At 61.4% G+C, this 24,936-nt stretch carries 10 protein-coding genes and 3 pseudogenes; 2 read left to right on the top strand and 11 right to left on the bottom strand.

Features of this window, described 5'->3' with window-relative positions:
- Positions 1 to 194: 194 nt before the first annotated feature.
- From AC1RO5_RS20845 to AC1RO5_RS20795, 11 genes and pseudogenes are all read right to left on the bottom strand, one after another.
- Positions 195 to 1,760, bottom strand: coding sequence for an efflux transporter outer membrane subunit (locus AC1RO5_RS20845; protein ID WP_493177348.1), 1,566 nt, complete (start codon positions 1,758 to 1,760; stop codon positions 195 to 197).
- Positions 1,757 to 2,827, bottom strand: a complete 1,071-nt coding sequence (locus tag AC1RO5_RS20840; protein WP_493177347.1) for an HlyD family secretion protein — start codon at positions 2,825 to 2,827, stop codon at positions 1,757 to 1,759. Before AC1RO5_RS20840 ends, AC1RO5_RS20845 begins: the two co-directional genes overlap by 4 nt.
- A 26-nt stretch (positions 2,828 to 2,853) precedes the next feature.
- Positions 2,854 to 4,392 carry an MFS transporter gene (locus tag AC1RO5_RS20835; protein WP_493177345.1) on the bottom strand — a complete coding sequence of 513 codons (1,539 nt, stop codon included), beginning with the start codon at positions 4,390 to 4,392 and terminating at the stop codon, positions 2,854 to 2,856.
- Positions 4,393 to 4,570: 178 nt separating this feature from the next.
- Complete coding sequence (locus AC1RO5_RS20830; RefSeq protein ID WP_493177344.1) at positions 4,571 to 5,491, bottom strand: LysR family transcriptional regulator; 921 nt, start codon at positions 5,489 to 5,491, stop codon at positions 4,571 to 4,573.
- Positions 5,492 to 5,567: 76 nt separating this feature from the next.
- A complete protein-coding gene (locus AC1RO5_RS20825; RefSeq protein ID WP_493177342.1) occupies positions 5,568 to 6,434 on the bottom strand; it encodes an ABC transporter permease in 867 nt (288 codons plus the stop codon).
- Positions 6,435 to 6,454: 20 nt separating this feature from the next.
- Positions 6,455 to 7,315 carry an ABC transporter ATP-binding protein gene (locus AC1RO5_RS20820; RefSeq protein WP_493177340.1) on the bottom strand — a complete coding sequence of 287 codons (861 nt, stop codon included), beginning with the start codon at positions 7,313 to 7,315 and terminating at the stop codon, positions 6,455 to 6,457.
- Positions 7,316 to 7,320: 5 nt separating this feature from the next.
- A complete protein-coding gene (locus tag AC1RO5_RS20815; protein WP_493177338.1) occupies positions 7,321 to 8,346 on the bottom strand; it encodes an ABC transporter substrate-binding protein in 1,026 nt (341 codons plus the stop codon).
- A 15-nt stretch (positions 8,347 to 8,361) separates the two neighbouring features.
- A complete protein-coding gene (locus tag AC1RO5_RS20810) occupies positions 8,362 to 9,273 on the bottom strand; it encodes a TauD/TfdA dioxygenase family protein (RefSeq protein ID WP_493177337.1) in 912 nt (303 codons plus the stop codon).
- A 319-nt stretch (positions 9,274 to 9,592) separates the two neighbouring features.
- Positions 9,593 to 10,960, bottom strand: coding sequence for an HlyD family type I secretion periplasmic adaptor subunit (locus AC1RO5_RS20805; RefSeq protein WP_493177335.1), 1,368 nt, complete (start codon positions 10,958 to 10,960; stop codon positions 9,593 to 9,595).
- Positions 10,950 to 13,106, bottom strand: a complete 2,157-nt coding sequence (locus AC1RO5_RS20800; protein ID WP_493177333.1) for a type I secretion system permease/ATPase — start codon at positions 13,104 to 13,106, stop codon at positions 10,950 to 10,952. Before AC1RO5_RS20800 ends, AC1RO5_RS20805 begins: the two co-directional genes overlap by 11 nt.
- A 39-nt stretch (positions 13,107 to 13,145) precedes the next feature.
- Positions 13,146 to 13,993 (bottom strand): annotated as a pseudogene (locus tag AC1RO5_RS20795) (TolC family protein).
- A 358-nt stretch (positions 13,994 to 14,351) separates the two neighbouring features.
- On the opposite strand from AC1RO5_RS20795, the pseudogene AC1RO5_RS20790 reads away from it, so the two are divergent.
- A pseudogene (locus AC1RO5_RS20790) lies at positions 14,352 to 14,777 on the top strand (retention module-containing protein); the annotation flags it as partial.
- A gap of 93 nt (positions 14,778 to 14,870) precedes the next feature.
- A pseudogene (locus tag AC1RO5_RS20785) lies at positions 14,871 to 24,881 on the top strand (immunoglobulin-like domain-containing protein); the annotation flags it as partial.
- Positions 24,882 to 24,936: the final 55 nt, after the last annotated feature.

Below are 24,936 nucleotides of genomic sequence, written 5' to 3'. Positions count from 1 at the left end.
TGGCGGATAGGTATTAATTTCCTTACAAATCATCCGGAAAGTTCCCACGCCATAGCCGGACAACCACACATTGCAGGCGCAGACATATCACCTTAATCTCGCCGAACTGAACCCTACACGCAGCGATTAAGTTCGCTGGCAGTCAGGGTGAAGAAACCGGCTCCGGCCGGTTTTTTCGTTTTTCTGCGAGCAGATTAACGTTGTGCCATCTTCGCCACCGGATACACCGACTCCCATCCCCCACCCAACGCCTTGTACAAACCAACCATCGCCAACGACACCCCGGTCGAGCTCTCGACCCACTGCTGCTGGGTCGCCAGCAACTCGCCTTGCACGGTGAGGACGTTGACGAAATCCACCACCCCTTCGACGTATTGCTGTTGCGCGGTGCGCAGGGCGATCTGGTTTTGGCGTACGGCTTCGGCGAGGCTGTCGCGGCGCAACTGGCTGGCGTTGTAGGCGGTGAGTTGATTGTCGATTTCATGCCAGGCCCGCAGCACGGTTTGCTGGTAGGCCAGCGCCGCTTCCTGTTGTTGGGCTTCGCGCAGGTGCAACATGCCGCGCAAGCGGCCGCCGTCGAACAGCGGCAAGCTCAATTGCGGACCGATGCCGAACGAGCGCGAGCCCCAGGAGCCGAAATCGCTCAGTTGCAGAGCTTGCGAACCGATGTTGCCCGACAGGGTGATCCGCGGATAAAAGTCCCCCTTGGCCACGCCGATGCTGGCGGTAGCGGCATGCAGTCGGGCTTCGGCCTGACGGATATCCGGGCGGCGCTCGGCCAATTGCGACGGCAAACCAATGGCGACCTGACGCGGAGTTTGCGGCACCGGAGCATCTGTGGATAACTCGGCGGACAGCGCTTGCGGCGGTTCGCCCATCAACAGGCTCAGCGCGTTGATCAGTTGCGACTGACGCTGCTCCAGCGCCGGTAAACGTGATTCGATGGCCGCGACTTGCGCGGCGGCTTCGGCGACGTCCAGATCCGTCGCCACACCGTCGGCCAGACGCAGTTGCGAGAGTTTCAAACTATGCCGGGCGACGTCGAGGTTCTGCTCGGTGACGGCCCGGGTGTTTTGCACACCGCGCAGTTGAATGTAGTCCTGAGCCGTTTCGGCGAGCACCGACAGCAGCACCCCACGGCGATCGTTTTCCGCTACTTCCAGGGTGGCATCGGCGGCTTCGGTTTCGCGGCGCACCCGGCCCCAGATATCCAGTTCCCAGGCGGCGGAAAAGCCTGCATCCCATAGGTTGTACACCGAATCGCCGTTGTTGCCCGACGGATCGTTCAGGCCTTCACCGCTGTTGCGTTTGCGCCCATAGCTGCCGGTGGCGGCGGTGTTGGGGTAGCGCTCGGCAGTGATCACCTGGCGCGCGGCGCGGCTTTGTTGCAAGCGGCTGCTGGCGAGTTTCAAGTCGAGGTTGTCGGTCAGGGCGCGTTGGGTCAGGGCCGAGAGTTTCGGATCGTGGAACACTTCCCACCAGCGTTCGTCCATCTCGTTGGGAACGACCTGACTGGCGGCTTTGGTCGGTTTCGACCATTGGGCGACTTGCTGCGGCTGAGGGCGCTGGAAGTCGGGGCCGACGGTGCAGGCACTCAACGAAAGTAGACTCAACACAATAGCGACTGAACGAATGCTGACGCTGTGGCGAGGGAGCTTGCTCCCGTTCGAGTGCGCAGCACTCGCAAATTTTGGGTCCGCTTCGCGGCCCAGCGGGAGCAAGCTCCCTCGCCACAGGGATGTGCGATTAGCGAAGTTCATCGTTGTGCGACCTCATGCTCATCGGCGGTAGCGCTGGCAGTATCAATACTCGCCTCCACCGACATCCCCACCCGCAACCGCTCGGCCAATGGCTGGCCCGGGTCGAGGATGATTTTCACCGGAATCCGTTGCACAACCTTGGTGAAGTTGCCGGTGGCGTTGTCCGGTTTGACCGAGGCGAAGGTCACGCCGGTGGCCGGTGCGATGCTCTCGACGCGCCCCTGCAGGGCTTCGCCACCAAGGCTGTCGACATGCACTTGCACGTCCTGCCCCGGCTGTACGTCGGTCAGCTGGGTTTCCTGAAAATTGGCGACCACATACGCCCGTTCCAACGGCACTACGGCCAGAATCTTGCTGCCCGGCGTGACATAGGCGCCGACCCGCACCGCGCGCTCGCCGACCATGCCATCCAGAGGCGCAACGATGCGCGTATAGGACAGTTCGAAGCTGGCCATTTCCAGCGCCGCTTGCGCTCGTTTCAACCCACCTTCGGCCGCATCGCGCTGGGCGGTCAGTATCTCCACTTGTTTGCGCTCCGCCGCCAGCACCGCCGTGGCATTGGCCAACCGAGCGCTGGCCTGATCGATGCGCGTGCGCGCCTGCTGAGCATTCTGCACGGTGCCGGCGCCCACCCCGGCGAGGTGGTTGTAGCGGTTCAGTTCATGCTCGGCGAAGGCCATTTCCGCCTTCGCCGAAACCACCGTAGCCTGGGCCTGAGCGATCACCGACGTCTGGCGCTCCAGGGTCGCCCGAGCGTTCTGCAGCTGCGCCCTGGCCACCAGGGTTTCAGCGTCAGCGGCTTCAGCAGCAGCGCGCAGGTCGCGGTCGTCGATCAACGCCAGCAGTTGCCCTGCCTTGACCCGTTGGTTGTCCTCCACCAGCACTTCCTTGATGAATCCCGCTACGCGCGGCGCCACCAGGGTGAAGTCCGCCGAGACGAAGGCATCGTTGGTGCTCTGCTGTGTACGCTTGCCGAACACGCCCGGCGCCAGCAGGTAAATCAACACGCCGACCGCCATCACTGCGGCAACGCCGACAGCGACTTTTTGCTTTGATTGAGTCGTCATAAAAACCTTCTGTTTCAGTGAAGCGTTCAAGTTGGCGCACGCGGTGGATAGATCCGCGTCGGCAGCCAGAAAATCAGCAGGATCAGCGCCACGGCGACGCCAGCCATGCACAGATAAAGATCGGAAGAAGTCAGCACCACAGCCTGCTGATGCAGACGGTGAGCGAGGCCCGCGCTAGCGCCATCAACCAGAGGCGAGTTACCGAGGTTGTCCACCAGCATGCTCGAGTGAAAATGCAGCCTTGTAGTGGTCAGCGCGTCGATCACACCGGTGGCGATCACCGCCGCCAGGCCTTTCACCGTATTGAACCAGGCCGAGGCGAACGGCCCTTCCATCGGGGTGATGCTGCCGGTGGAGAGCATCAACAGCGGCAGCACGGCCATGGGCTGACCGAAAATCTGCAGCCATTGCAGGACGTAGAAATCGTCACGAATCCACGCCGACGTCAGCTGCGAGCCGCCGATGCAAGACAGCGCCAGCATGCTCAGGCCGATCCCCAACACCCAGCGGCAATCGACCCAACGCAGGTTGCACAGCGCCGCCACCAACGGCAGCGCGATCAACTGTGGCAACGCCGCCAACAGCATGATTGGCGCCGTCTGCAGCGGGCGATAACCCTGGACCTGAGCCAGGTAACTGGAGGGAATGATGACCACCGCGAGCAACACCACCAACACGCCGGCCAGGGTCAACAGCGCGAACGACAGGTTGCGAATGCCGAGCATCTGCAACTTGAAGAATGGAATCGGTTGCGACCACTCATTGATCAGGAACAGCACCAGCAACAGCAGCCCGCCGCCGAGCAGTGCGCAGATCAGGCTCGATTCGAACCAGTCCAGCCGATTGCCTTGCAGGATGCCGATCACCAACATGCAGATCGCCGGAAACCCCAGTAGCAAGCCACGCCAGTTGAATGACTTGAAGCGTTCCAGACGCAGTGGATCCTGGGGCAAACCGTAAGCCACCGCTGCCATGGCAATCAGGCATGGCACGATGATTTGCCAGAAGGTCCATTGCCAGCCGACGTACTCGGTCCACAACCCGGCCAGCGGGGTGCCGAGACCGGGGCCGAACGTCGCCGTCAGGGCATAACCGGCCAGGCCATAGAGCTTCACGTTGGCCGGCAGGAACCGCAGCGCGACGGTCATCAGCATCGGCGGCAACGCTCCGCCGGCCAGGCCTTGCAGAGTGCGCATGACCAGCAAGCTTTCGTAATTCGGGGCAAACGGGCACAGCACGCCCAACAAGGTAAAGACGCTGATGGCGCACAGGGTGAAGCGCCGCAACGAGAACGTCACCGAACACCAAGGGGCAAATGCCATGGCGGCCACCGAGGTCGCGGTGTAGCTGGCGACCAGCCAGGTGCCTTCGTCGTAGCCGATGGCTAACGCACCGCGAATGTCGGCCAAGGCAACCTTGGTCACCATCTCGTTCAGTCCCGACACCAGCACCGCCAGCAACACGCCCACCAGGCCGATGATGATTCGCGGGCCGAAGACCGGTGGTGCGACGGCAGCCGCAGGTTTGGCCGCGGCGAGAGGTGCCGTTGCCGCGAGGGAAGTCATGTACTGCACGCTCCGGAAGGGGGGTCCGAAGTATTTTAGGAAGTGCGAGAGCTTACGAAAATTGACTTATTGGCAACTTATAAGTGCGCGATACGCAATGGTTAAAGTCAAAAGATCGCAGCCTTCGGCAGCTCCTACGCGCCTGTGGGAGCTGCCGAAGGCTGCGATCTTTTGATCTTCAAACCGGCTGCGCAGCCAGCCAGGTCTCATCGCAACAAGTTTTGAGGGTTTCACGCATCCAGCGATGAGCCGGGTCTTTGTCGAAACGCGGGTGCCAGGCCTGGGTCAGCATGAGGGTCGGCAGCGGAATCGGCAGGGTGAACGAACGCAGCTTCAAGCCCAGGCGCCGCACGCTCAGTAAAGCTTCTTTGGGCACCGGCAGAATCAGGTCGGAATCCGGCAAGGCGAACATCGCCGCATGAAAACTCGGCGCAATCACCGCCACCCGCCGCTCCAGCCCCAAGGCGTTGAGCGCCGAGTCGATCGGCCCGCGGGCGATCCCGCGACGGGACATGCTGATATGGGAAAAGCCGGCGTAACGCTCGGCGGTGATCTCGTCATCGAACAGCGGATGGTCCTCGCGCACCAGCCCGACAAAGTGAGTGGAGAACAGGTTCTGCACCTTCACTTCCGGCATCAACGGTCGATTGTTGCTGACACTCAGATCGATGCGTCCTTCGCGCAAGGCTTCATCGTCCCCGTCGCCCTCAGGGACAAAGCGCAATTCGCAATGCGGGGCCTGGCGCTCCATCGTGTCGAACAGCTTGCCGCCATAGACGCCCACAAAGAAATCATTGGCGCGAATGCTGAACCGCCGGCGCAAGCTGCCCAAGTCCACGTCATCGGCAGAGCGGAACAGCAAGGCGGCCTGCTCCACCAGGTCCCGCACCTGCTCGCGCAACTCCAGCGCCTTGGGCGTCGGCACCAGGCCACGGCCGGCGCGCACCAGAATCGGATCGCCGATGGCCTCGCGAATCCGCGTCAACGTCCGGCTCATCGCCGCCGGGCTGAGGTTCATCCGCCGCGCAGCGCCCACCACACTGCCCTCATCGAGCAAGGCGTCGAGGGCGACCAACAGGTTCATGTCCGGGAGTTGCATGCTGAGCACTCGTAGCTGATCTGGATTGATTCAGACGCAATGCTAGCAGATCAAAAGATCGCCTAAATTAATCGGATCACCGCTGCATCCCCCAACGCTTCACCGTCACCCGCTCCAACGTATCAAACACCAGATTCTCCACCAGCAACCCAATCAGGATTACCACCGCCAACCCGGCAAACACCTTGTCGGTGTACAGCTCATTACGGTTCTGGAAGATGTACCAGCCCAATCCACCCTTGCCGCTGGTCGCTCCAAACACCAGTTCAGCGGCGATCAGCGTGCGCCAGGCGAAGGCCCAGCCGATTTTCAAACCGGCGAGGATCGACGGCAACGCGGCCGGGATCAGGATGAACAACACGAAACGCATGCCCTTGAGGCCGTAATTGCGCCCGGCCATGCGCAGGGTTTCCGAAACGCCAAGGAACCCGGCATAGGTGTTCAAGGCCAACGCCCAGAGCACCGAATGCACCAGTACAAAAATCAGGCTGTTCTGCCCCAGCCCGAACCACAGCAGCGCCAGCGGCAACAGCGCAATCGCCGGCAACGGGTTGAACATCGAGGTCAGCGTGCTCAGCAGATCGCGACCCAATTGCGTCGACACCGCCAACGTGGTCAGGGCAAACGCCAGCACAATCCCGATCAGGTAACCCTTCAACAACACCACCAGCGAAATCCACACCTTGCCCAGCAGTTCACCGCTGAGCAGGCCGTCGTACAGCGCGCTGGCGGTTTGCAGAAAACCCGGCAGCAGCAAGTCGTTATTCTGGTAACGGGCGACGGCTTCCCAGAGCACCGCGAGCACAATCAGGATCAGGCTTTTACGCAACCAGCCCTGTTGCCAGAGACGCTGACCGAGGGGTAACTCACGCTCCAGCGGGACGCTCGTCAGCGGCTGCAAAATGGTTTCGTACTCTTTACGCGCAGATGATAACGGGCTCATCGGGCACTCCTTTCAATGGCTCAATAAGCGATGCGAATGTCGGAAAAATCCAGCGCGCGCTCGGTTTCCGGTGACTGGCCTTCATCGAACAACAGCCGATGAATCCGCCGCGCCGATTCCTGGAACGCCACACCGCCGAGGCTGTGCAAATCGTATTGATGGCTGTGGACTTCCGCCCGTACCCGCCCCGGATGAGGTGACAGCAACAAAATCCGGTTGCCCACCACCAACGCCTCTTCGATGGAGTGGGTGACGAACAGCAACGTGAAACGCACCTCTTCCCAGAGCAGCAGCAACTCCTCCTGCATCTTGCGTCGGGTCAGCGCATCGAGCGCGGCGAAGGGTTCGTCCATCAACAGGATTTTCGGTTGCATCGCCAACGCCCGGGCAATCGCCACCCGAGCCTTCATGCCGCCGGACAAGGTATGCGGATAGGCATCGGCAAACCCCGCCAGACCGACCTTGTCCAGATAGTGCAGCGCCCGCTCTTCAGCCTCTTTGCGCTTGAGGGTTTTGGAAGCGAGCAGCGGAAACATCACGTTCTGCTTGACGGTTTTCCACGGCGGCAGCTGATCGAACTCCTGGAAAACCACGATCCGGTCCGGCCCCGGCGCATCGACCCGCTGGCCTTGCAGGCGAATCTCGCCCTCACAGGGCGGGATGAACCCGGCGATCGCCTTGAGCAACGTCGATTTGCCGCAGCCGGACGGACCGAGCAACACAAAGCGGTCCGCCGGATCGATCTCAAAACTGACCTGATGGGTCGCTCGAACCACACGCGCAGGCGTGCGGTATTCCAGGCTGACCTTGTCGACCGACAGCAGCGCTTGCGCTGCCGCGATCGGATTGCTGGCCGTGTGGCCTTGCAAAGGGGCGTTCATGTCGATCAGCTCCCTTGCAGCGGTTTGGCGTCCTGGAAGAAGTAGTCCTTCCACGAATCCGGTTTGTTTTTGATCGCACCGACGCGGTAGAGAAACTCGGCCAGCGGGTAAGTATTTTTCGGCGTGACGGTAAATTCGAACTGCGGGTTGTCGATGATTTTCAGCAACGCCGTGCGGTCGATTTTTGCCTTGGTGACTCGGATATAAGTGTCGGCCGCCGCGCCTTTGTCGTTCTGCGCAAACTCGGCCGCTTCGGTGAGCGCCGCGATAAAGGCTTTATAGGTTTTCGGGTTCTCGTTGCGGAATTTCTCGGTGGCGAACAGCACGGTCGGCGAGTTCGGGCCGAGCAGGTCATAGGTGTTCAGCACCACGTGCACGTTGGGGTTTTCCAGCGCCTGATCCTGGAATGGCGGGTTGGAGAAGTGCCCGGTCAACTCGGTACCGCCAGCGATCAGTGCCGCAGTGGCATCCGGGTGCGGAACAGCGATGGTGTACTTGTCGAGGCGATTGAATTCCTTGTCGCCCCACTGCTTGGCCGCCGCGTATTGCAGGAAGCGCGACTGCACCGAAACCCCGACCGCCGGCACCGCAATGCGATCTTTCTCGGTGAAGTCAGCGATGGTTTTGACCTTTGGATTATTGCTCACCAGGTAGTAAGGGAAGTTGCCCAGGGAAGCCACGGCCTTGACGTTCTGCTTGCCGTGAGTGCGATCCCAGATGGTCAGCAGCGGCCCGACGCCGGCACCGGCAATGTCGATGGAACCGGAGAGCAACGCATCGTTGACCGCCGAGCCGCCGGAGAGCTGGGTCCAGTCAACCTTGATGTCGATGCCTTCCTGCTTGCCGTACTTCTCGATCAAGTTCTGATCGCGCACCACGTTGAGCAGCAGATAAACGATGCCGAATTGTTCGGCGATACGAATTTCACCCTCGGCGTGGGCCACGCTCGGCGCCACCAGGCTGCCGGCGAGCAGGCTGAAACCCAGGCCGATTGCAGCGGCCAACGGTGCAAATGGAAGACGTTTGGACATGAGAGTTCTCCGAAATCAGAAAGGCGCGTCGCCCTGGATGGTGGTGCGATACAACTTGCGGCGCAGATGGCTGGGGCATCCGGAGGCGAGGTGAATCAGCGAGCGGTTGTCCCAGAACACCAGGTCGTGGGCCTGCCATTGATGGCGGTAAATGTTTTGCGCCAGCACGCTGTGGGCGTAGAGCTCGTCGAGCAGTTGTTTGCTCTCGTCTTCCGGCAAACCGACGATGCGGGTGGTGAAGCCCTCGCTGACGAACAACGCCTTGCGACCGTTTTCCGGGTGGGTACGAACGATCGGATGAACAACTTCAGCGACCTGAGCCAGTTGCTCCGGCGTCAGGGTCGGACGCCAGTTGCCCTCGAATTTGGCCTCGCTGTAGCGCGCCGTGTAGGAATGCGCAGCTGAACGGCCTTCGACGGCTTTGCGCAGCGCCTCGGGCAAGCTGTCCCAGGCTTTGTGCATGTCGGCGAACAGCGTGTCGCCGCCTTCGGAGGGCAGCTCCTGGGCATGCAGCATCGAGCCCAGGCTCGGCAGTTCTTTATAAGAAAGATCGGAGTGCCAGAACTTGCCGGCATCACCGAGGCCGATGGATTGGCCGTTTTCGATGATGTTGGAAACGATGAGGATTTCCGGATGCCCGGCGAGCAGGAATTGCTTGAGTACATGGATCTGCAACACGCCGAAACGGCGGCTGAAGGCGATCTGCTGTTCGGGGGTTATGCGCTGGTCGCGGAACACCACCACGTGATGGTCCAGGTGCGCGCGATGGACGCGAGCGAAGTCCTGGTCATTGATCGGGCGGGACAGGTCAAGGCCGATGATTTCGGCACCGACGGCGCCGCTGAACGGGCGGATTTCGAAGGCTTGCGACGCGAGGGTGGCGACGCTTGTTGGCTCAGGCTTTGGGGAAAAAGAGACAGCTGACATAAAAATCACTCCCACGCACGGCGCGCTCAAGGGCGCGCGTCGATCAGAAACTCACGGAGGTCCCGTGTTGGTTCGTGTCGTGCGGCGCGCCGATTGGTCGGCAGGTACGCAGGGAAGTGACTTTATAGGTATAAGAATTTAAATTTAAATACCGTTAGCGAATAACGATATGGCTTTTATCTACCACCGATTGTTCCCACGCTCCTGCGTGGGAATACATCCCGTGACGCTCTGCGTCACAGTGGACGCGGAGCGTCCATGGCGGCATTCCCACGCAGAGCGTGGGAACGATCAAAAGCTCCCTCGCCACAGTAGCGTCCTACCGCTCGTGCAACGCCTCGGCCCGAGCCCGGATAATCGGCTTGAGCAAGTAACTGAGCACAGTCTTCTTGCCGGTAATGATATCCACCGACGCCACCATCCCGGGAATAATCAGCAACGGTTTTTCATCTGTCCCGAGGTGGCTGCGCTCGGTGCGCAGTTTGATGATGTAGTAAGTGGTCTTCTTGTCTTCATCGGTGATGGTGTCGGCACCGATCTGTTCCAGCTTGGCCTTCAGCCCGCCATAAATGGTGTAGTCGTAAGCCGTGAACTTCACCGTGGCGTCTTGCCCCGGATGCAGGAAGGCGATGTCTTGCGGGCGAATCTTGGCTTCTACCAGCAAGGTGTCGTCCAGCGGTACGATCTCCGCCAGGTCGCTGCCCGGCTGAATCACGCCACCGATGGTGTTCACCAGCAACTTGTTGACGATGCCGCGTACCGGCGATGTCACCAGCGTCCGGCTGACCCGGTCTTCCAGCGCCTTGCCGGTCGCCTGGGCCTTGTTCAGATCGGTGCGCGCTTCGTTGAGTTGAGTCAGGGCCTCGCTGCGGAATTTGCCGCGAGTCTCGTCGATCTTGCGCTGCACTTCCTTAATCGCCGATTCGGCGCGAGGGATCGCCAGGGTGGTGGCGTCCAATTGGCCACGGGTTTCGACCTCGGCACGCTTGAGTCGCAATACCTCAACCGGGGATACCGCGCCCTGAGCCACCAACGGCTCGGACATGGCGATTTCCTGACGCTGCAAGGACAGGCCGCTGCGGTACTGGGCCTGTTTGGAGGTGAACTCGCGCAGCTCCTGCTGCTTCTGGATCAACTGCTCCTGCAAGCCACCGATCTCATCGTGCAGTTGCTGACGACGGCTGATGTACAGCGACTCTTCGCTGGCGGCCTGGCCGGGCACGGCTTTGAGCACATCGGCAGGGAAATTCAACGGGCGGTCATCGACCTCGGCGCTCAAGCGCTCCACGCGCAACAGCATCGACAGCCGATCGGCCTCGGTTTCGCCAACGTTGGAGGCGAACCGTGTGTCGTCCAGACGTATCAGCGGCGCGCCAGCCTCGACGATTTGCCCTTCCTTGACGAACAGCTCGGAAACGATGCCGCCCTCAAGGTTCTGGATTTTCTGGATCTTCGACGACGGAATTGCCTTGCCGTCACCCTTGGTGACTTCATCGATCACCGCGAAGTTGGCCCAGAGCATCAGGAACACGAAGAAGCCGATGATCGCCCAGATCGTCAACCGCACCACGCGCGGGGCGTCTTCGATCAGCGCTTTGTTGACCTCGGGAAGAGGCTGGCCTTGCAGCGACGCGGAGCCTTTGAAGTAGCGGCGGATGGATTCTTTGACCCCGGACTTAAGCAACACTGATCTGCCCCTTTTTCAACGCTTCCATCACGGCGGCTTTCGGGCCATCGGCGAGAATCTGCCCGCGGTCGATCACCAACAGGCGATCCACCAGCGACAACAGCGAAGCCCGGTGCGTCACCAGCACCACGGTCTTGTTTTCCACCACGGCAGCGAGGCGTTGTTTCAGACGCTCTTCGCCGGTGTTGTCCATCGCGCTGGTGGGTTCGTCCAGCAGCAGGATCGGCGGGTTGAGCAGCAGCGCTCGGGCCAGGGCCACATTCTGGCGCTGACCGCCAGACAGGTTCTGCCCACGCTCACCGACTTGCAGTTCATAACCTTGCGGGTGCAGGCGGGCGAACTCGTGGACGCCGGCCAGCTCCGCGGCTTGCAGCACCATTTCGTCTTCGACATAGCGCGCGCCCGACACCAGATTGTCGCGCAACGTACCGGCGAGCAACTGGATGTCCTGGGGCACGTAGCCAATGTTGTGGCGCAGTTCGCTGACGTCGATCTGCCGAATATCCACACCATCCACCAGCAGCGCACCGTCGTCCGGCTGATAGAGGCCCACCAGCAGTTTGGCCAGGGAGCTTTTACCCGAGCCGCTGCGGCCGATAATGCCGATCTTCTCGCCCGGCTTGATGATCAGGTTGATGCCCTTCAGCGCGGGGTTCTGCTGATTCGGATAGGTGAAGGTCAGCTGACGGCATTCAATGGCGCCTTGCAGGACCTTGCGGCTCAGCGGGCGCTCGTCGAAATTGCGCTCCTGGGGCAGCTCCATCATCTGATCGACCGAGGTCATGGTCACCCGGGCTTGCTGGTAGCGGGTCAGCAGACCGGACAGCGAGGCCAGCGGGCTGAGGGCTCGACCGCTGAGCATGTAACAGGCGATCAAACCGCCCATGCTCAGGTTGCCGGCAATGATCTGGTACACGCCGAAGACGATCATGATCACCCCGGCCAGTTGCTGAATCAGCAAGGTGATGTTCATCGCCAGACCGGACAGCATTTTCACCCGCAGCTCAAGGCGGCTGAGGGTGCCGATGGTCTGCTCCCACTGATACTGGCGTTCGCTTTCGGCATTGTTGACCTTGACCGCATCAAGGCCGGCGAGGGTTTCGATCAGGCTCGATTGGCGCTCGGCGCCCAGGGCCATGGTTCGCTCCATGGTCGCCACCAGCGGCTTCTGCAAGGCATAGCCGATCAGCAGCGCAATCGGGAACGCCAGCACCGGAATCCACACCAGATGCCCGCCGAGGATCGCGATGACCAGGAAGATCAACAGCGTAAACGGCAGGTCGATCAGGCTGGTGAGGGTCAGCGACGCGAGGAAGTCGCGCAGGCTCTGAAACTCATGGATGTTCTGGGCGAAACTGCCGACCCGCGCCGGGCGGTACTTCATGGCCATGCCGACGATGCGTTCGAACAGCGTCGCTGAAATGATCAGGTCGGTTTTCTTGCCGGCGAGGTCCAGGCACAGGCTGCGCAGGCTCTTGAGAATCAGGTCGAACACATAGGCGCCGGTGATGCCGATGGCCAGCACCCAAAGGGTCGATTCGGCCTGGTTCGGCACCACGCGGTCGTAGACATTCATCACGAACAGCGGCGCGGCCATGGCGATGATGTTGATCAGCAGACTGGCGGCGATGGCGTCGACGTACAGCCAGCGAGAACGCTTGAGGGTGTCGCGAAACCACGAACGCGCGCGCGGGATCAGCGTGCCGTGGTTGACGTCGAATTTGTGCTGGGGTTGGGCGAAGAACACTTTGCCGCTGTAGTCGTCGGCGAGCAGTTCACGACTAACGCAGACTTCGCCACCATCGCTTTCGCTGAGCAGCAAGCGGGCCTGGTCTTCACCGTGCCAGCCGAGCAGCACCGCACTGCGTCCGTCCTTGAGCAGCAACAGCGCCGGCATGGCGATCGCCGGAATCTGCTCCAGCTTGCGTTGCAGCACCCGCCCTTGCAGCCCGGCGCGAGCGGCCGCGCGAGGCAGCAGTTCGACGCTCAGACGCTGCTTGGGTAACGGCAGGCCGGTGGTCAGCATTGCCGCGCTGGCCGGCTTCTGGTGCAACGTGCAGAGGGCTAGCAGACCGTCCAGTAATGGATCGTCATGCAGCGCGCGTGGATCATGAATGAGTTGAACTCGACTGACTTCTGATTCCACGCTCGACACTCTTGGCTAACAGTTGAAATGGGGCAGGACTCAATTCATCCCAGGCAGCTGGACCTTTGGCTTCACGTCATTTTGCACAACGGAGGCCAACGGTGCGCCAACGCCCTGACTTTTGAGCAATTCGTCCATGGTCGCCTTGATTCGGTACTGAGTAAATAACTGAATGTTCTTGATCTCGGCGAGCCGACGGGCAGCCGTGAACAGCTCGTTTTCACTGTCCAGCAGGTCGAGCAATGTCCGCTCGCCGAGGCTGAACTGCTTCTGATACGCGCCACGCACGCTGGCACTACGATCGACATATTGCTGGGCGATCGGCACTTTGGTCTCGGCGTCTGCCAGGTTGGTCTGCTCAGTGATCAGGTTGTTGCAGGCCTGGGCCAAAAAATCCGTTCGTGGTTTTTCAGGTTGTCTTCGGCCAGGCGCACGAATTCGCGGCGGGTCAGCACATCGAGATAGACCTGAGCGACGCTCAACGCGGTGCGTTCCGAGGTGCCCAGCAAGGAATAAGCACGGGAATTAACGGTGGCTTGTTGACGCCCCACTTCGCTGGACGTCGCAAAACCGTCAAAAACCATCTGCGACAGACGTAAACTTGACTCGCTGCGGTTCAGCGTTTCTCAGTGGTTGCTGCCGCCAGCGGCACGGGTGGAGACGCTGTCGGTGCCTTCGCGACCATAACCGCCCAGCAGATCGACCCGTGGCAGGTATCCACCTTTTGCAGCCTTTAACTGATAATCCGCGGCCAGCCGACTGTTGACCGCAGCCTGGATTTCCGGATGGCCATCCAGCGCCTGTTGCATGGCCTGCGCAAGGGTCTGCGCCTGAACAAAGCTGGCGGCAAGGGCGAAGGGTAGAACCTTGAACAGGTGCATACGCATAGTTGGAATTTCCCGGGGCTTCTTGTGTTGAATCACTGCAGAACATGGCACTGCATCGCATGATGGCAACCGGAATGACCGCATGTCGGAAAGTTCAAAGTCGGAACTGGATCACTCGCTGTAGGACAGGTCGCCGCTTAAATATCAATGCGACATTACTTGGACGGTTTGTTTAGGATGGCTCCCACAAAGTCAATAGTTTGGCACAAAGTTAATTTCGAAAAAATATAGCCAAATTGCTGACGATTCGCGCGTCAAAGTTATGTATTAAATTTTGTAAGAACGTCCAGCCCCGATCGGCGAACACGCCCGAGCGGTTCATGGAAGTCAACTGAACGTGACACCCGGAGAATCTTCAATGAGCAGTGTTGTTGCCATCGTCAAAAGCATTGTTGGTCAGGTTTTCGCGGTGTCCCCAGAGGGCATCCGCCGCGTACTCGTTGAAGGCGACCGGTTGTTGGTAGGCGACCAGGTGGACACGGGTGCCGCCGGCGCCATCACCCTTGAACTGGCTGACGGCCGGACCCTGGACCTGGGCCGCGACACTCAGTGGAGCGGTAGCGATCCGGATTCCAGCGCTGACCTTGCGCAAGCCACTGCACAAGCCGCGCCATCAGTTGACGAATTGCAGCAAGCCATCGCTGCCGGTGTCGACCCGACCACTGCTCTTGAAGCCACCGCAGCCGGCCCTACTGCCGCGAGCGCGGGCGGCTCTGCCGGTGGCGGCCACAGCTTCGTGGCCCTGGAGGCAACCGCTGCCCGGGTCGACCCGACCATTGGCTTCCCGACCGCGGGCCTCGCCACTGCGGCTTCGGCAACACAAAACACCACCGGTGGCCAGACGGCCAGTACCAACGCCACCACCCTGCTCGAATCGACCCTGAGCCTGAGTGCCACGCCGACCATCACCGAGGCCGGTGGTGTGCTGGTTTACACCGCGACCCTGACCCAGGCACCGCTGACCGACTTGACCATCACCCTGTCCAACGGCTCGGTGATCGTGATCACAGCCGGCCAGACCACCGGCACCGTCAGCGTTCCGCTGGCGCCGAACGACACTGTTTATAACGATCCGACCCAGATCGACGTGACTGTCACCGGCACCACGGGCGGCAGCGGTATCGTGGTCACCCCGCCGACCGTTCCAGCCGTGACCCAGGTCACCGACACTATCGACACCACCACCATCACGCTGACAGCCGGCTCGACCGTCACCGAAGGTGGCCAGATCACCTACACCGCCACTCTGACCAATCCAGCGCAGACGCCGGTTACCGTGACCCTGTCCAACGGTTCGACCATCACCATCGAAGCCGGAAAAACCACCGGCTCCGTGAGCGTCGAAACCCCGGCCAATGATGTCTACAACAACGGCAGCACCGTCAGCACCACGATCACCGGCACCACCGGCGGTAACTTCGAACAACTGACCCCGAGCACCGAGCCGGCACTCACCACCATCACCGATTCGAAAGACGACACCGGCCTGAGCCTGTCGGCGTCCACCGAAGTGGCCGAAGGTGGTCAGATTCTGTATACCGCGACCCTGACCAATCCGGCGGGCACGCCGGTCACCGTGACCTTGAGCAACGGGGCCGTGATCACCATCGCCGCTGGCGCGACCACCGGCAGCGTGAGCGTCGCCGCCCCTGCCGATGACGTCTATAAAGATGCCGGGCAAGTCGAAGTTACGATCAAGGATGCAGAGGGTGGCAACTTTGAAAACCTGGTGACTGACTCGACGGCCGCTGTCACCAGCGTGACCGATACCATTGATACCAGCACTGTTTCGCTGACTGCTACTGCGGGCGTTGTTGAGGGCGGTACCGTGGTTTACACGGCTTCCGTCACTGCTCCGGTGACTGGTACGCCGGTGGTTGTGACCCTGTCGAATGGCCAGACCATTACCATTCCGGTTGGTGCCAGCAGCGGTTCTATCAACTTTGTTGCGCCGAACGACGCCTTGGCTGGCGGCGGTTCACTGAGCGTGAAAATCGACGACGCCAAGGGCGGCAACTACGAGAAGCTGGAAGTTGACGGCAAGTCGGCGGACACCTCGATTACCGATACACCGGACACCACCAACCTGTCGCTGACTGCGACCGGCGCTGTAGATGAAGGCGGTCAGATCACCTATACGGCGACCCTGACCAATCCCGCTGGCACACCAGTGACCGTCACGCTGAGCAATGGCGCCGTCATCACCATCGAAGCGGGTAAAACCACCGGTTCCGTAACCGTCGATGCGCCGAAGGACGATGTCTACAAAGACGCCGGCACCGTTGACGCGACCATCAAAGACGCAACCGGCGGCAACTTCGAGAATCTGATAGCCAGCGATACGCCTGCGGTCACGACCATCAACGACACCATCGACACCAGCACCGTTTCGCTGACTGCGACCGCGAACGTCGCCGAAGGTGGGACCGTGGTGTACACCGTTTCCGTCACTGCTCCGGTGACTGGTTCGCCAGTGGTTGTGACCCTGTCCAACGGCCAGACCATCACCATCCCGGTCGGCGCCAGCAGCGGCTCTGTTAATTTTGTTGCACCCAACGATGCCCTCGCAGGCGGCAACTCCCTGAGCGTCAAGATCGACGACGCCAAGGGCGGCAACTACGAGAAGCTGGAAGTCGACGGCAAGTCGGCGAATACCTCGGTGACCGACACTGCGGACACCACCAACCTCAGCCTGAGCGCAACCGACTCGGTGGCTGAAGGTGGTTCCATCGTCTATACCGCGACCCTGACCAATGCCGCCGGCACACCAGTGACCGTGACCTTGTCGAACGGCGCGGTGATCACCATCGCCGCTGGTGCCACCAGCGGCAGCGTGACTGTCGACGCACCGAAGGACGACGTCTACAAGGACGCCGGCCAAGTCGAAGTCACGATCAAGGATGCCGCAGGCGGCAACTTCGAAAACCTGGCGACCAATCCTGCGGCGGCGGTTACCGATGTCACCGATACCATCGACACTTCGACCGTCAACCTGACCGCGACCAGCACTGTGGCTGAGGGCGGCACCGTGGTGTACACCGCGTCCGTCTCCGCGCCGGTCACCGGCTCGCCAGTGGTTGTGACCCTGTCCAACGGCCAGACCATCACCATTCCGGTCGGTTCGAGCAGCGCCAGCGTGAATTTCACCGCACCGAACGACGCCTTGGCGGGCGGCGGTTCTTTGAGCGTGAAGATCGACGATGCCAAGGGTGGTAATTACGAGAAGCTGGAAGTCGACGGCAGGTCGGCGGACACCTCGATTACCGACACACTGGACACCACCACCCTCAGCCTGTCGGCAACCGACTCGGTCGCTGAAGGCGGTTCCATCGTTTACACCGCGACCCTGACCAACGCCGCCGGCACGCCGATCACCGTGACCTTGAGCAACGGGGCCGTGATCACCATCGAAGCGGGCAAAACCACCGGTTCCGTAACCGTCGATGCGCCGAAGGACGACGTCTATAAAGACGCCGGCACCGTTGAAGCGACCATCAAAGACGCAACCGGCGGCAACTTCGAAAACTTGGTGACCAGCGATACGCCTGCGGTCACTACTGTCAACGACACCCTCGATACCAGCACCGTTTCGCTGACTGCCACTTCGAACGTCGCCGAAGGCGAAACCGTGGTCTATACCGCGACGGTCAGCGCACCAGTCACCGGCTCGCCGGTGGTCGTCACCCTGTCCAACGGTCAGACCATCACCATCCCTGTCGGTGAAACCATCGGCAGCGTGAACTTTGTCGCACCGAACAGCCCCCTGGCGGGTGGTAGCTTCCTGAGCGTCAAGATCGACGATGCCAAGGGCGGTAACTACGAGAAGCTGGAAGTCGATGGCAAGCCGGCGGATACCTCGATCACCGATACACCGGACACTACCAACCTGTCGCTGACTGCGACCGGCGCTGTAGATGAAGGCGGCCAGATCACCTATACGGCAACCCTGACCAATGCCGCCGGCACGCCAGTCACCGTGACATTGAGCAACGGTGCCGTCATCACCATCGAAGCGGGCAAAACCAACGGTTCCGTAACCGTCGATGCGCCGAAGGATGACGTCTATAAAGACGCCGGCACCGTTGAGGCGACCATTAAAGACGCAACCGGCGGCAACTTCGAGAACCTGGTCACCAGCAATACGCCTGCGGTCACCACCGTCAACGACACCCTCGACACCAGCACTATTTCGCTGACTGCGACCGCGAACGTCGCCGAAGGCGGCACCGTGGTGTACACCGCGTCCGTCTCCGCTCCGGTCACCGGCTCGCCAGTGGTTGTGACCCTGTCCAATGGCCAAACCATCACTATCCCGGTCGGTTCGAGCAGCGCCAGCGTGAACTTCACCGCACCGAACGATGCCCTGGCCGGTGGCGGTTCCCTGAGCGTGAAGATCGACGATGCCAAGGGCGGCAACTACGAGAAGCTGGAAGTCGATGGCAAGTCGGCGGACACCTCGATTACTGATACTTCGGACACCACCACCCTCAGCCTGAGCGCAACCGACTCGGTCGCCGAAGGCGGCTCCATCGTCTACACCGCGACCCTGACCAATGCCGCCGGCACACCAGTGACCGTGACCTTGTCGAACGGCGCGGTGATCACCATCGCCGCTGGTGCCACCAGCGGCAGCGTGACTGTCGACGCACCGAAGGACGACGTCTACAAGGACGCCGGCCAAGTCGAAGTGACCATCAAGGACGCGGCGGGCGGCAACTTCGAAAACCTGGCCACCAGTCCGGCGGCGGCAGTCACCGATGTGACTGACACCATCGACACCTCAACCGTGAACCTCACTGCGACCAGCACTGTGGCTGAAGGCGGCACCGTGGTGTACACCGCGTCCGTGTCGGCGCCGGTCACCGGATCGCCGGTGGTTGTGACCCTGTCCAACGGCCAGGCCATCACCATCCCGGTCGGTTCGAGCAGCGCCAGCGTCAACTTCGTTGCGCCGAATGACGCCTTGGCCGGCGGCGGTTCCTTGAGCGTCAAGATCGACGATGCCAAGGGCGGCAACTACGAGAAACTGGAAGTCGATGGCAAGTCGGCGGACACCTCGATCACCGATACCCCGGACATCACCAACCTGTCGCTGACCGCGACCGGCGCTGTAAATGAAGGCGGTCAGATCACCTATACGGCGACCCTGACCAATGCCGCCGGTACACCAGTGACCATCACGCTGAGCAACGGCGCCGTCATCACCATCGACGCCGGCAAAACCACCGGCAGCGTGACCGTCGATGCACCGAAGGACGATGTCTACAAGGACGCCGGTCAGGTTGAAGCCACCATCAAAGGCGTAACCGGTGGCAATTTCGAGAACCTGGTCACCAGCGATACGCCTGCGGTCACCACCGTCAACGACACCCTCGACACCAGCACTGTTTCGCTGAGTGCTACCACGAACGTCGCCGAGGGCGGCACCGTGGTGTACACCGCGTCCGTGACTTCGTCGGTCACCGGTTCGCCGGTGGTTGTGACCCTGTCCAACGGCCAGACCATCACCATCCCGGTCGGCGCCAGCAGCGCCAGCGTCAACTTCACCGCGCCGAACGACGCCTTGGCGGGCGGCGGTTCGCTGAGCGTGAAGATCGACGATGCCAAGGGCGGCAATTACGAGAAGCTGGAAGTCGACGGCAAGTCGGCGGACACCTCGGTGACCGACACCGCTAACACCACCAACCTCAGCCTGTCGGCAACCGACTCGGTCGCTGAAGGTGGCTCCATCGTATACACCGCGACCTTGACCAACGCTGCCGGCACGCCGGTGACCGTGACCCTGAGCAACGGCGCCGTAATCACCATCGCTGCCGGCGCCACCAGCGGCAGCGTGACTGTCGACGCGCCGAAGGACGACGTCTACAAGGACGCCGGTAAAGTTGAAGTCACCATCAAGGACGCCGCGGGCGGCAACTTCGAAAACCTGGCTACCAATCCCGCAGCAGCGGTTACCGACGTCACCGATACCATCGACACCTCAACCGTGAACCTCACTGCGACCAGCACTGTGGTTGAAGGTGGCACCGTGGTGTACACCGCGTCCGTGTCGGCACCGGTCACCGGCTCGCCGGTGGTTGTGACCCTGTCCAACGGCCAGACCATCACCATCCCGGTCGGCGCCAGCAGCGGTTCTGTCAACTTCGTTGCGCCAAACGATGCGTTGGCGGGCGGCGGCTCCCTGAGCGTCAAGATCGACGACGCCAAGGGCGGCAACTACGAGAAACTGGAAGTCGATGGTAAGTCGGCCAACACCTCGATTACCGACACACCGGACACCACCAATCTCAGCCTGAGCGCAACCAACTCGGTAGCCGAAGGCGGCTCCATCGTTTACACCGCCACTCTGACCAACGCCGCCGGCACGCCGGTCACCGTGACGCTGAGCAACGGCGCCGTGATCACCATCGACGCCGGTAAAACCACCGGCACCGTCACCGTCCCAGCCCCATCCGATGACGTTTACAAAGACGCCGGCACGGTCCAGGCGACCATCTCCACCGCCACCGGTGGCAACTTCGAGAACTTGGTCACTAGCAATACAGCAGCGGTCACCACCGTCACCGATACCATCGACACCTCGACCGTGACCCTGAACGCCACCGCTTCGGCGGCTGAAGGCGGCACCGTCACTTACACCGCGACCGTCGGTGCGCCAGTGACTGGCAGCCCGGTCACCGTGTCCCTGGCCAACGGCCAGACGATCACCATCGACGTCGGTAAAAACACCGGTACCGTGACCACCACCGCGCCGAACGACGCGTTGACCGGCCACGCTCCACTGACCAACTCGATCACCAGCGTCAGCGGCGGCAACTACGAGAACCTGGTGGCGGACAAAACGCCGGTCAGCACCACTGTGACCGACACCGTCGACACCACCAACCTCAGCCTGAGCGCCACCAACTCGGTGGCCGAAGGTGGCCAGATCACTTACACCGCCACCCTGACCAACGCCGCCGGCACGCCAGTCACCGTGACATTGAGCAACGGTGCGGTGATCACCATCGACGCCGGTAAAACCACCGGCACCGTCACCGTCCCGGCTCCATCCGATGACGTTTACAAAGACGCGGGCACAGTCCAGGCGACCATCTCCACTGCCACCGGTGGCCATTTCGAGAACCTGGTTCCTAGCACTGTCCCGGCAGCCACCACCGTCGCCGACACGATCGACAAAACCGAAGTCAGCATCAACGGCAGCACCTCGGTGACCGAAGGCCAGACCGCCAGCTACACCGTCAGCCTGACCCACCCGGCGCAGACTGAAGTGACCCTGAAAATCGTCTACAGCGGCACTGCCGCCGACGGTTCGGACTTCACCGGCGTGTACACCGTGAAAATTCCGGCAGGCGCCAGCAGTGCGAGCTTCAACGTCGCGACGCTGGACGACAAGCTCACCGAGGGCACCGAGAACTTTGTGGTCAAGATCGACTCGGCCACCGGCGGCAACTTCGAAAACCTCGCGGTCAGCAGCACCAACGGCAGCGTCAGCACCTCGATCATCGACAACGATGCCGCGCCGGTTCTCGACCTGGACGCCAACAACTCCAGCGGGGCCACCGGGGCCAACTACAACGTGACCTTCACCGAAGGCACCACCGGCCAAGGCGTCTCGATCGGCGACACCGACCTGACCATCACCGACCCGGACAGCACCATGCTGACCGGCGCCACCATCGTGCTGACCAATCGTCAGCCGGGTGACGCGCTGAACCTGGGCAACAGCGTCAATGGCATCAGCATCAACGCCAACAGCCAGGACGGCACGGTCACCCTGACCCTGTCGGGCAACGCGACGCTGGCCGACTACATGCAGCAGATCAAAAACATCAGCTTCACCAACAGCAGTGAGGATCCGAGCACCGTGCCACGGATCATCACCGTGACGGTGACCGATGGCAGCAACTACTCCAACACCGCGACCACCACCGTCAACGTGGTGGCCGTAAACGACGCGCCGACCACCGCGCCGGTTAACGTCACTGGCACCGAAGACGCCCCGTTGATCCTTGGCTGGTCGACCTTCGGCGTCAGCGATGTCGACAGCCCGGCCGCCAACCTGGGGGTGAAAATCACTCAGCTGCCGGGCGACGGCAAATTGCAGTACCTGGACGGTGCGACCTGGAAGGACGTAACGACCAATCAGACCATCAGCAAGGCCGACATTGATGCCGGCAAGTTGCGCTTCACGCCGGATGCCAACGAATCGGGCGTTGACGGCTACGGTGGCAGCGGCGTGGGCAATAACCAGGCGGACTACGCGCAGATCAAGTTCCAGCCAACCGACGGTCAACTGCTGGGCAACGCCGGCACGGTGAAAATCGACATCACGCCGGTTGCCGACGCGCCATCCCTGAGCGTCGCGGACAACAGCGTCAAGTCCACCGGCCTGGTCAAGGAAGTCTGGACCGGTCTGTCGGGTCTGGGCACCGATGGCAGCGGCGCGTCGTCCGGCACGCTGAGATCGGTCATCGACGCCGCAGGCACCCCGAACTCCACCGGCACCGTGACCAACGTTCAGTCCGACGGCGGCGTCACCGCCGGCACGGCCTCGAAAACGTCCGGCCTGATCTACCTCGAAGCCGGCAAGACGTACACCTTCAGCGGTACCGGTGATGACAGCCTGTTGGTGACCATCGGTGGCCAGAACGTAGCCGCGACGACTTGGGGTGCAGGCGGCAAGCTGAATGGCTCGTTCACCCCGACCACCAGCGGTTACTACACCCTGGATATCTACCACCACAACCAGAGTGGCCCCGGCAACTATGACGTCAATCTGTCGGTCAACGGCGGTACAGCGGTCGACCTGAGCAGCGCTGGCGTGCCGCTGTACACCGGTGTGGCGGATCTGGCCGCCTCTGGCGTGACGGTTTCCGACCTGCACGGCACCAATGGCGAAGGCTACTACGATGGCTACAAACTCAACGAAGGCGCCGAAGGCACCAGCGTTCACCTGTCCGCGATCAAGACCGCACTGACCGACACCGACGGCTCTGAAAGCCTGAGCGTGAAGATCAGCGGCATGCCGGCGGGCTCCGTGCTCAGCGATGGCGCGGGCCACACCTTCACCACCACCAACGGCGAAGCCAACGTTACCGGCTGGAACCTCGGCAGCCTGACCGTCACCCCGCCGCCGTACTACAACGGCCAGTTCACCCTGACCGTGACCTCGACATCCACCGAAGCACTGGGCGGCTCGGCACTGAGCACTGCGCAGATCCCGGTTACGGTGTACCCGTCGGTCTACAACGCCGTGACCGCCACGGCGGCCGACGACACGATCACCGGCACCGACGGCAACGACATCATGGTCGCCGACATCGGCGGGTTGACCGTGGTGCCGGGCACCAATTACAACATCGCGTTCATGGTCGACAGCTCGGGCAGCATGAGCAGCACGTCGATCAATGCCGCCAAGGATTCGCTGACGGCGGTGTTCAACACCCTCAAGCAAAGCCTGGGCGGCAACTCTGGGACCGTGAATATTTTCCTGGTGGACTTCGATACCCAGGTCAACAAATCGGTGTCGGTGAACCTGAACGACCCGAACGCGCTGACCTTGCTCAAATCCGTTCTGGATTCGATGTCGTCCGGTGGCGGCACCAACTACGAGGACGTGTTCAAGACCACGACCAACTGGTTCCAGAGTGCCGACGCCCTTGCCAACACCGGTGCCAAGAACCTCACGTACTTCATCACCGACGGCAAGCCGACCTACTACCAGAGCGGCGAGCAAACCAACCCGACCTTGTACGGCAACGTGAAGCTCGATGACGTCATCACCACCACCAATTACAAGTTGGGGCAGACCTATTCCGGCTATCTGGACAGCACTCACTATCTGAGTATCGACAGCGCTGGCAACGTCACGCTGCAAACTCAGCAAAAAAAGGGCAACTGGCACAGTGCTGAACTGGGCACCCTCCATGCCGAGGGTAACGGCACGTACGAACTGTCCTATCGCGATGGCACCGGCTATAGCACCGACTCCACCGCCATCGACAACTCCTCCAGCGGCTTCGCATTGCTGAGCAACGTGTCGACAGTGGAAGCCATCGGTCTGAACACAGACGTCACCCTCACCGACCTCAAGCCGTACGACTCGGATCAAACGCCACAAACCAACATCGATCCGAAAGACCTGGCCAACTCGATCATCGGCCATACCGAAGCGACAATGCCGGGTGCCGACACGGTCAGCGGCGGTGACGGCAACGACCTTCTGTTTGGCGATCTGGTGAGCTTCAATGGTATTGCCGGCGAGGGTTATCAGGCGATGCAGGCGTTTGTCGCCCAGCAAACCGGCGTCGACGCCAGCAAAGTCACCACCAGCAACGTGCACCAGTACATCACCGAGCACTACACCGCGTTCGACGTGTCTGGTGCTCATGACGGCAACGACACCCTGCTGGGTGGCGCAGGCAATGACATTCTCTTTGGCCAGGGCGGCAACGACCTCCTCGACGGCGGCAAGGGCAATGACATCCTGCTCGGCGGCACCGGCAATGACTCGTTGATCGGCGGTCAAGGCAACAACATCCTGATTGGCGGCTCGGGTGCCGACACCTTCATCTGGAAGGCTGGCGACACCGGCAGCGACGTGATCAAGGACTTCAAGGCCAGCGAAGGCGACCGCATCGACCTGCGTGATTTGTTGCAGGGTGAAAGCGGCAGCACGATCGACCACTTCCTGAAGATCACCACCGTGGACGGCGTGTCGTCCCTGCAAGTCAGCTCCGCCGGCAAGTTCAACGGCGCCGACGCCGCAGCGACCACCCCGGACGTGACGATCAAACTGGAAGGTAACAATTGGTCCAGTGCCAGCATCAACTCGCTGATTGCCGGCAGTGACCCGACCATCAAGATCGATCACAACAACAGCTGATACGCAGGCTGACGGCCGCCCCAACCGGGCGGCCGTCTTGTATGCCCACACCTCA

Source organism: Pseudomonas sp. GW822-FHT02G04 (assembly GCF_058802085.1).
Note: the sequence above shows the minus strand (reverse complement) of the source record. Positions and strands in the feature narration are given on the sequence as shown.

Coding starts and splice junctions, on each gene's coding strand:
- AC1RO5_RS20845 (WP_493177348.1), bottom strand. CDS start 1,760: ATGAACTTCGCTAATCGCACATCCCTGTGGCGAGGGAGCTTGCTCCCG.
- AC1RO5_RS20840 (WP_493177347.1), bottom strand. CDS start 2,827: ATGACGACTCAATCAAAGCAAAAAGTCGCTGTCGGCGTTGCCGCAGTG.
- AC1RO5_RS20835 (WP_493177345.1), bottom strand. CDS start 4,392: ATGACTTCCCTCGCGGCAACGGCACCTCTCGCCGCGGCCAAACCTGCG.
- AC1RO5_RS20830 (WP_493177344.1), bottom strand. CDS start 5,491: ATGCAACTCCCGGACATGAACCTGTTGGTCGCCCTCGACGCCTTGCTC.
- AC1RO5_RS20825 (WP_493177342.1), bottom strand. CDS start 6,434: ATGAGCCCGTTATCATCTGCGCGTAAAGAGTACGAAACCATTTTGCAG.
- AC1RO5_RS20820 (WP_493177340.1), bottom strand. CDS start 7,315: ATGAACGCCCCTTTGCAAGGCCACACGGCCAGCAATCCGATCGCGGCA.
- AC1RO5_RS20815 (WP_493177338.1), bottom strand. CDS start 8,346: ATGTCCAAACGTCTTCCATTTGCACCGTTGGCCGCTGCAATCGGCCTG.
- AC1RO5_RS20810 (WP_493177337.1), bottom strand. CDS start 9,273: ATGTCAGCTGTCTCTTTTTCCCCAAAGCCTGAGCCAACAAGCGTCGCC.